This is a genomic window from Pirellulales bacterium, assembly GCA_019694455.1.
GTDB lineage: Bacteria > Planctomycetota > Planctomycetia > Pirellulales > JAEUIK01 > JAIBBY01.
In genome coordinates, this window is the sequence record JAIBBY010000054.1 from 26,038 (window position 1) to 32,742 (window position 6,705).

Genomic DNA, 6,705 nt, shown 5'->3' on the forward strand with positions numbered 1-6,705 from the left:
GGGAGTGTCACAGTTCTCTAGGCCGGTCCGTATCACGGTTGCGCACATTATCCACGACGCTTATTACGGGGGACAACGCATGTCCGCTATTCATGCCGCCGGCGCGATCGGTTCGCTTGGCCATCGAGCCAGGCGAGCGAGCTTTTGCCTTGCAGGTCGCTTGATCGTGATGGGATGCGCCGTCTTTTTGGGCGCATCGGTCGCGCTGGCCGACCCGACCATGTTGCAGTACGAACATCAACTGACCGAGTTGCTCCACCAGGGGCGTTATCAAGACGCCGAGTCGGTGGGACGCACCATGCTCGACTATGCGCTGCGCCAATTCGGCCAAGGTTCGGACATGCACTCCGCCGCGCTGACTGACCTATCGGCGGTGTACTTCGAGTGGGGACGATTTCAAGACGCCGAACGCATGGCCAAGGACTCGATCGCGATCTTCGAAGCGCGCTGGGGACCTCACAATTTGGTCTTGTCCGACGCGCTCAACAATCTCGCGAGCTGTTTTAACAAGCAATGCCGCTACGGCGAGGCGATTCGCATGCATCAGCGGGCGCTGGCGATTCGACAAGCCAATTGGGGCGCCGAGTCGCCGCAGGTCGCCATGTCGCTCGAAAACATGGCGCTCGGCTACGTCGGCCTGGAGCAATTCGCCGAAGCCGAAGCGTTGTACGCCAAGGCGCGGTCGATCCACGTGAAGAATCACGGCTGGCGACACCGTACGGTGGGAATCAACTTGTGCAACACGGGATTGTTGTATATGCAACTCGGTCGCCGAGACGAGGCCGAGTCGTTCCTGAAAGAGGCCGTCGCCTTGAGCGAGGAAATTGGCAACCCCAAAAAAGTGGCCACCTGCCTGGAGAGCCTGGGCACGATCTGCACCTTACGTCACCGGTACGACGAGGCGGAAAAGTACCATCTTCAGGCGCGAGAAAACATCGCCGCGGCGATGGGGGCGGAAAGTCCCTTTGTCGACGCGCTCGACGGCTTGGGGCACCTCTACTTCGCCCAAGATCGCTTGGACGAGGCGGAAGCGGTCTTTCGCCGCGCCTTGGTGGCTGACGAACAGATTTACGGCGCAAAATCGACAGAGCTGGCGCAAGACCTGGTGGATATCGGCCGCGTATTAAGTATTCGCAAACAGTACAGCGAGGCGGAAACGCTGTACGACCTGGCGCTCTCGATCACGGAAGCCGCCGAGGGGAGTCACTCAGATCGGGCGGAAATACGCTATCTGAGAGGCCTGGCCGCGTGGAACGCGGGACATCGCGAAAAGGGGCAGGCCGACTTTGAAGCGGGCATGCGACTGGCCGACGAGGAACGCGCTTCGTTCATTGGCGGCGCGCATGAGCGCAGTGAGTCTTACGGGGTGCTGCAAGACCGCTTCATCGTGCCGGCGCAGTACTACTTGGATGACGGCCAGTTTGACGCAGGTTTTCAAGCCTTGGAGCGAGGTCGCAACCGCTCGCTGTTGGAGCAGATGGCCAGCGCCCATGTCAATTTGCTCGAGGGCCTGCCGGCAGAACAGCGACAAGCCTTGGAGCAGGCTGAACAGCAAGCTTATGCTGAAATCGCGAGCATCGAGCGCCAACTGGAGGTTCTGCCGCTTCGCGAAGATCTCGACGAGTCGGGCCGAAAGCAGGAGTTGCAACGGCTGCGGAGCGCGCTGGCTGTCGCTCGACATCAGGCCGTCGAAGCGTACTCCGCCATTCGCACGGCGAGTCCTAAGTTTCGGGACATTGTCGGTCAACAACTCAAACCGATCGATTTGCCGCATCTTCAGACCTGGCTCGGCGAGCGCAGCGCCATCGCACTGTACTACTCCATCTCGAAGTACGGCGTCCATGTGCTGTCAGTCGGCGGTCCCGACGACATGCCGCGCGACGAGAAGATTGTTGTGAACGACCAGCAAGCTCAATCGCTGGGGCTGGCCGCTGGTGAGCTAACGGCTTATGACGCGCAGACGATGCTGGCCAACGAGGCTGGCGATGGGGTGTTGCAATTGTTGTCCAAGCCGGAGAAGTCATCTAGCGCTATCGACAAGCTGGCCGCGCTGTGGACGCTGCTGACGCCCGAGGCGATTCGGGCGCGCCTGCTGGATGGCAGCGTGAAGCAGTTGGTGATTGTGCCCGACGGCCCGCTGGCGCAGTTGCCTTTTGAGGCGTTGGTGACCAATGCGGGCGCCGCGCCGGAATATCTGGTCGATGTTGGGCCGCCAATCCAGTATGCGCCGTCGGCGACGATTTTGTTGAATCTGGCCACGCGGCCGGCTGGTGAAGTGCCCGCCAATCGCGAGCCGGTGTTGGCGGTGGGCGATCCGGCGTATGCCGCGGAGCCAGCGGGCGCGACCTCGGCGCGTTACGGCGGGCTGGGCGGACAGCTTGCGCGTCTGCCGTATTCAGGGCAGGAAGCGACTTGGGTGACGGAGGTTTTTGGCAAGCAAGGGGTCAAGGCGGCGATCCTCAAAGGGAAATTGGCCACGGAGCGGATGGTTCGCGGCAATGTCGCCGGGCGGCGCATTGTGCACCTGGCGTGTCATGGCCTGGCCGACCAATCGTACGGCAACTTTTTTGGAGCGCTGGCGCTGGCGCCGGATACCGGCGGCGCGGCCGACGATGGATTTTTGTCGCTGCCCGAGATTTATCAGCTCGATTTGCGGGCGTGCGATTTGTCGATCTTGAGCGCGTGCCAGACGAACTACGGGCCGAACCAGCAGGGCGAAGGGGTGTGGTCGCTCTCGCGCGGATTTCTGGTGGCCGGCGCGCGGCGCGTGGTGGCCAGCAACTGGCTGGTCGACGACGAGGCGGCGGCGAGTCTTGTCAGTTATTACTGCGCTCAACTGGCGAAGCAGGAACACGACGGACAGACGCCCGACTACGCACGGGCCCTGTGCGAGGCCAAGCGCTGGATTCGCAAGCAAGCGAAATGGCAGAGTCCGTACTATTGGTCGACGTTCGTGCTGATTGGTCCGGGTTGAGGCTGGTTGGCGTGCGGTGGCGCGGAATAAGTACGACGTCCGGCTAAAGTCGAAGGCAGTCGCGAAGGTCAGGAAGGGTATGACGCTAATGCGAATGGACAACGTGCTCATCGTTGTCGACGACCTTGAAGCCACCAAGGCGTTTTTCATCGAACTGGGCCTCAGGCTGGAGGGCGAGACGACAGTCGAAGGGCCTTTGGTTGGACAACTGATCGGACTGGAGGATGTCCGAGCTACCCTGGCGATGTTGCGCACGCCCGACGGGCAGGGCATTGAGTTGGATAAGTTCCACACGCCCGATGCGATCCGATTTGGGCCGGTGGACGCGCCGGTCAACACGCTGGGGATCCGTCGAATTATGTTCGCCGTTGATGAAATCGATGTGGTGGTAGCGCGCCTGCGCGCGCATGGCGCAGAGGTCATTGGCGAAATGCAGTACGAGGACTCGTGCCGGCTTGCCTACATCCGCGGACCCGAGGGCATCATTGTCGCGCTGGCCGAGCAGCTTGGCTAAGGCCGGCAGGTAGGGCGCGGGACTCGAGTTTGGCGTGGCCTGCTCGCTGCCAGCGTCGACCAGTCAACCCCTCAAGATAGCACCGAAACCGATTATGCGTCGTCCCGGCGCGACAAACTCTGGTCTCCCAGGCTTGTAAAGCGAAGCGAATGCAGTGCCCGCTCAAACTCTGCATGTCGTAAAGAGTTCTCCGGCGGTCCACTTGTTTCCGACTGACTCCAGATTCTGAACCCGGTCGCGGGGCAGCGGAGAGTGAGAAGGCACGGTCGCGTCTTGATGTCTGGCTCATGCGATCGTGCCATCTTTCTATCAATCTGACCGTTTCATCAGACCGTCAAGGATCAATCCGACATGCAGATCGGCTCTTGTCACGAGCTTCTCCGCGGCGCCTTCCAAAAAACTGCTGACGACCAACCCGTATAGCATGTTCGAGATCGCGCGGACCGGCTCTTCCGGGTCAACGTCGCGGAAGACGCCCGCAGTGATACCGCGCCGCACCACGTCAACGAAGTACGGCTGCACTTCATCCCGGCCGGCAATCAGCAGCATAAGCGGCGAGTTGTCGCGAAACACTGCGCGCTGTTGGACGAAGAGTTCAACGGCGTCGGGGTGCTTTTGGCTGTAGCGTGCCACGGCGCGACAAGCGGTGCGAATAACGGCGACCGGGTCATCAATACAGGCAATTGTTTCGAAGATGAACTCTCTCAGTTCGGCGACCGTCCGCGCGGCCGCCGCCAGGAACAGGTCTTCCTTGCTCTTGAAGTGGTGGTAGACGGTGCCCTTCGCCACTCCGGCTGCTGCTGCGATCGCGTCCATCTCGGTCGCAGCAAACCCTCTCTCGGCGAACAACGCGACGGCACTCTCCAAGATGGACGTCTGCTTCGTGACGAGCTTGCGAGTAATATTCGGCACGAGATTGGTGTCCTGGGGCGACTGGCCAGTCGATTTTAACAAGTTTGTGGACAAGCCTGGGATTCATTTTGGAAAAAATTGGGTGTCTTTATTGAAAATCGCTGGCCAACTCGATTTAATGCCAAAACCGACCGGTGAGTCGGTTGTGTTCCGGAGCGCGCCGTCTCAGGGAGCTTTGGTTATGATCGCGACAACCGTGCAAGACTCGGCTAATCAGCCTCTTTCTGGTCTTTTCGACGTACAATCTCTACCTGGTCCGGGCGTTGGCGCCGTTCGGCAGGCCTGGGAATACTGGTCGTCGCCCGAACGGTTTCTTCAACGCTGTGCGCAACTCGGCGATCGGTTCACTCTCAAAATGCCGGGTCACGGCACATGGGTTTGCCTCACCAATCCCGCTGATATCAAGCGAGTATTTCTCGCGGACTCCGGCGTGCTCCAGTTCAGCGAAGTCCTTCGCCGCCTAACACCCGACGAAGTGGCCCTCGGACCAGTCGTGCACCTTGAAGGTCCGTCGCACATTCGTTGGCGGCGGATGACGCTTCCGTCCATGCAGGGTCAGCGACTGAGTGTCTACGAGCCCTCAATGGTCGCGGCAACCGAGCGGATGCTCCAGCGATGGCCCTGGGGGGAGAGCGTCAGCCTGACAAGCTCCATGCAGGCACTTGCCCTGGAAGTGATGCTCGAAATCGTGTTTGGACTCGCAGATGTGAAGCGGCGCGAACAGGTTCGCCAACATGCTATGGCAATCTCGGCAGAGCTCGGCTCGAAGCGGTTTTTGCTCGCCCTGGTGCTAGGGATCGCGCGCGGTGGCCGCTGGACTGTCGGCTTCTCTCGACTTCGCTCGCTTGTGACCGCCATGGATCTACCGATGCGTGAGGAGCTGCAAGAACGACGACTGCAAGGGCAAACCGACCGCCCGGATGTGCTCTCGATGCTCCTGAGAGCGACCGACAGCCAAGAAATTGGCATGTCTGACGACGAGATACTGAATACCTTGCGCACCTTGCTCTTGGCTGGCCAGGAGGCCACCGCCCTGCAACTGTGCTGGACCGCCGAACGCATGGTGCGCCATGCAGACGTGCTTCGGCGACTCGATGACACGATTTCGGTCGGCGACGACAGCTATTTGGACGCCGTCATCAAAGAGTCGATGCGAGTTCGTCCGGCGGTTCCGATCACTGCCCGCTACGTGGTTCAACCGTTGGAGTTGGATGGGCTCACAGTGCCGGCCGGCATGTTTGTCGTGCCGTTCATATTCCACGTGCATCGCCGGCCCGACATTTACCCGGAACCGCTGAGGTTTCGACCGGAAAGATTTTTGGAGCGTGACGCCGATCCCTACGCCTGGATTCCGCTCGGGGGAGGAGCGAGAAGATGCCTGGGTGGTCCCTTCGCACTCTTCGAAATGCGAGTCATCCTACGCACGATTCTGCAACACGCTCGGTTTCGCTTGACGACTGCTCCCGACGAAAAGATCGTCCACCGACAGATCGGCCTCGCCCCGCAACTGGGAGCGGTCGTGACGCTCGATCATCGAGGCTGATGAACTGTGCCAGGCAGGACAGCTCGCGTCACACTCGCTACCATGCCAACTCAAGGTGGACACAATTCTCCGCTACAGCCATGTCGGCATGGGCGAGCGTAGCGAGGCCCTGGCGGCCCTACCAAGCCTCGACGGCGGCGACGGTTTGCTGTTTTGCGAGAGAAGACTTTAGTACGCCCGGCTGGAATCGAACCAGCAACCTGCGGATTAGAAGTCCGCTGCCCCCTCGATACAAACGATTGTCGCGTCGAGACTTCGGGAAATCGCGATTCTGTCTTGGCGGATTGCTTGGCGCTTTTGGCGCAAGAAAACCCCGAGTTGGCGGCCCTAATCGAGGCGTGGCCGAAGCTCTCCGAACCGCTACGGCAAGCCGTGCTGGCCATCGTGGCGAGCGCGACCAGCAAACCGAACTGACCGGGGGACCGGGGGGGGCAAAATCTCCACAACGTCAACGCGGTGGACCGCACCCCAAGCGCGCGCACAAATTCGCGGGTTTTCGAGAGGGGTTTCCAAACTGGCGGAAGCTGGTCAGCGGCCCGGTAGGTTCTTCCTGGCGATGGCGGCCCGCATGGCCAGCGGGAACGGGCGCCGCGCGTCGGGAGACTTGCTTGCCGAAAGGTACTTCCAAGCTCCCAAAGCAATCGAGGGGCATGGGAACGGGCGGAGCTACCCGGCAGTTTTTGTTTCGCGCTCATCGCGCCGGCCAGCGGCAAATGATGGGGGTGGGGGTCAGGGGGTCAGCAAAAAAAGTTGCGGGGCGCA

5 protein-coding genes are annotated in these 6,705 nt (G+C 60.9%); 4 read left to right on the forward strand and 1 reads right to left on the reverse strand.

What is annotated here, in order from left to right:
* Positions 1-79: 79 nt before the first annotated feature.
* Both K1X71_17565 and K1X71_17570 read left to right on the forward strand, forming a co-directional pair.
* Positions 80-2,974, forward strand: coding sequence for a CHAT domain-containing protein (locus tag K1X71_17565; GenBank protein MBX7074953.1), 2,895 nt, complete (start codon positions 80-82; stop codon positions 2,972-2,974).
* Positions 2,975-3,053: 79 nt separating this feature from the next.
* A complete protein-coding gene (locus K1X71_17570; protein MBX7074954.1) occupies positions 3,054-3,488 on the forward strand; it encodes a VOC family protein in 435 nt (144 codons plus the stop codon).
* A 309-nt stretch (positions 3,489-3,797) separates the two neighbouring features.
* Here the strand turns inward: K1X71_17570 and K1X71_17575 are convergent, their stop codons facing one another.
* Positions 3,798-4,400: a TetR/AcrR family transcriptional regulator gene (locus K1X71_17575; GenBank protein MBX7074955.1), complete on the reverse strand. Its 603-nt coding sequence runs from the start codon at positions 4,398-4,400 to the stop codon at positions 3,798-3,800.
* Between the two features lie 181 nt (positions 4,401-4,581).
* On the opposite strand from K1X71_17575, the gene K1X71_17580 reads away from it, so the two are divergent.
* The gene (locus tag K1X71_17580; GenBank protein ID MBX7074956.1) at positions 4,582-5,943 is read left to right on the forward strand and encodes a cytochrome P450; all 1,362 of its coding nucleotides are present in this window, start codon (positions 4,582-4,584) and stop codon (positions 5,941-5,943) included.
* A 276-nt stretch (positions 5,944-6,219) separates the two neighbouring features.
* Positions 6,220-6,357, forward strand: a complete 138-nt coding sequence (locus K1X71_17585) for a hypothetical protein (GenBank protein ID MBX7074957.1) — start codon at positions 6,220-6,222, stop codon at positions 6,355-6,357.
* Positions 6,358-6,705: the final 348 nt, after the last annotated feature.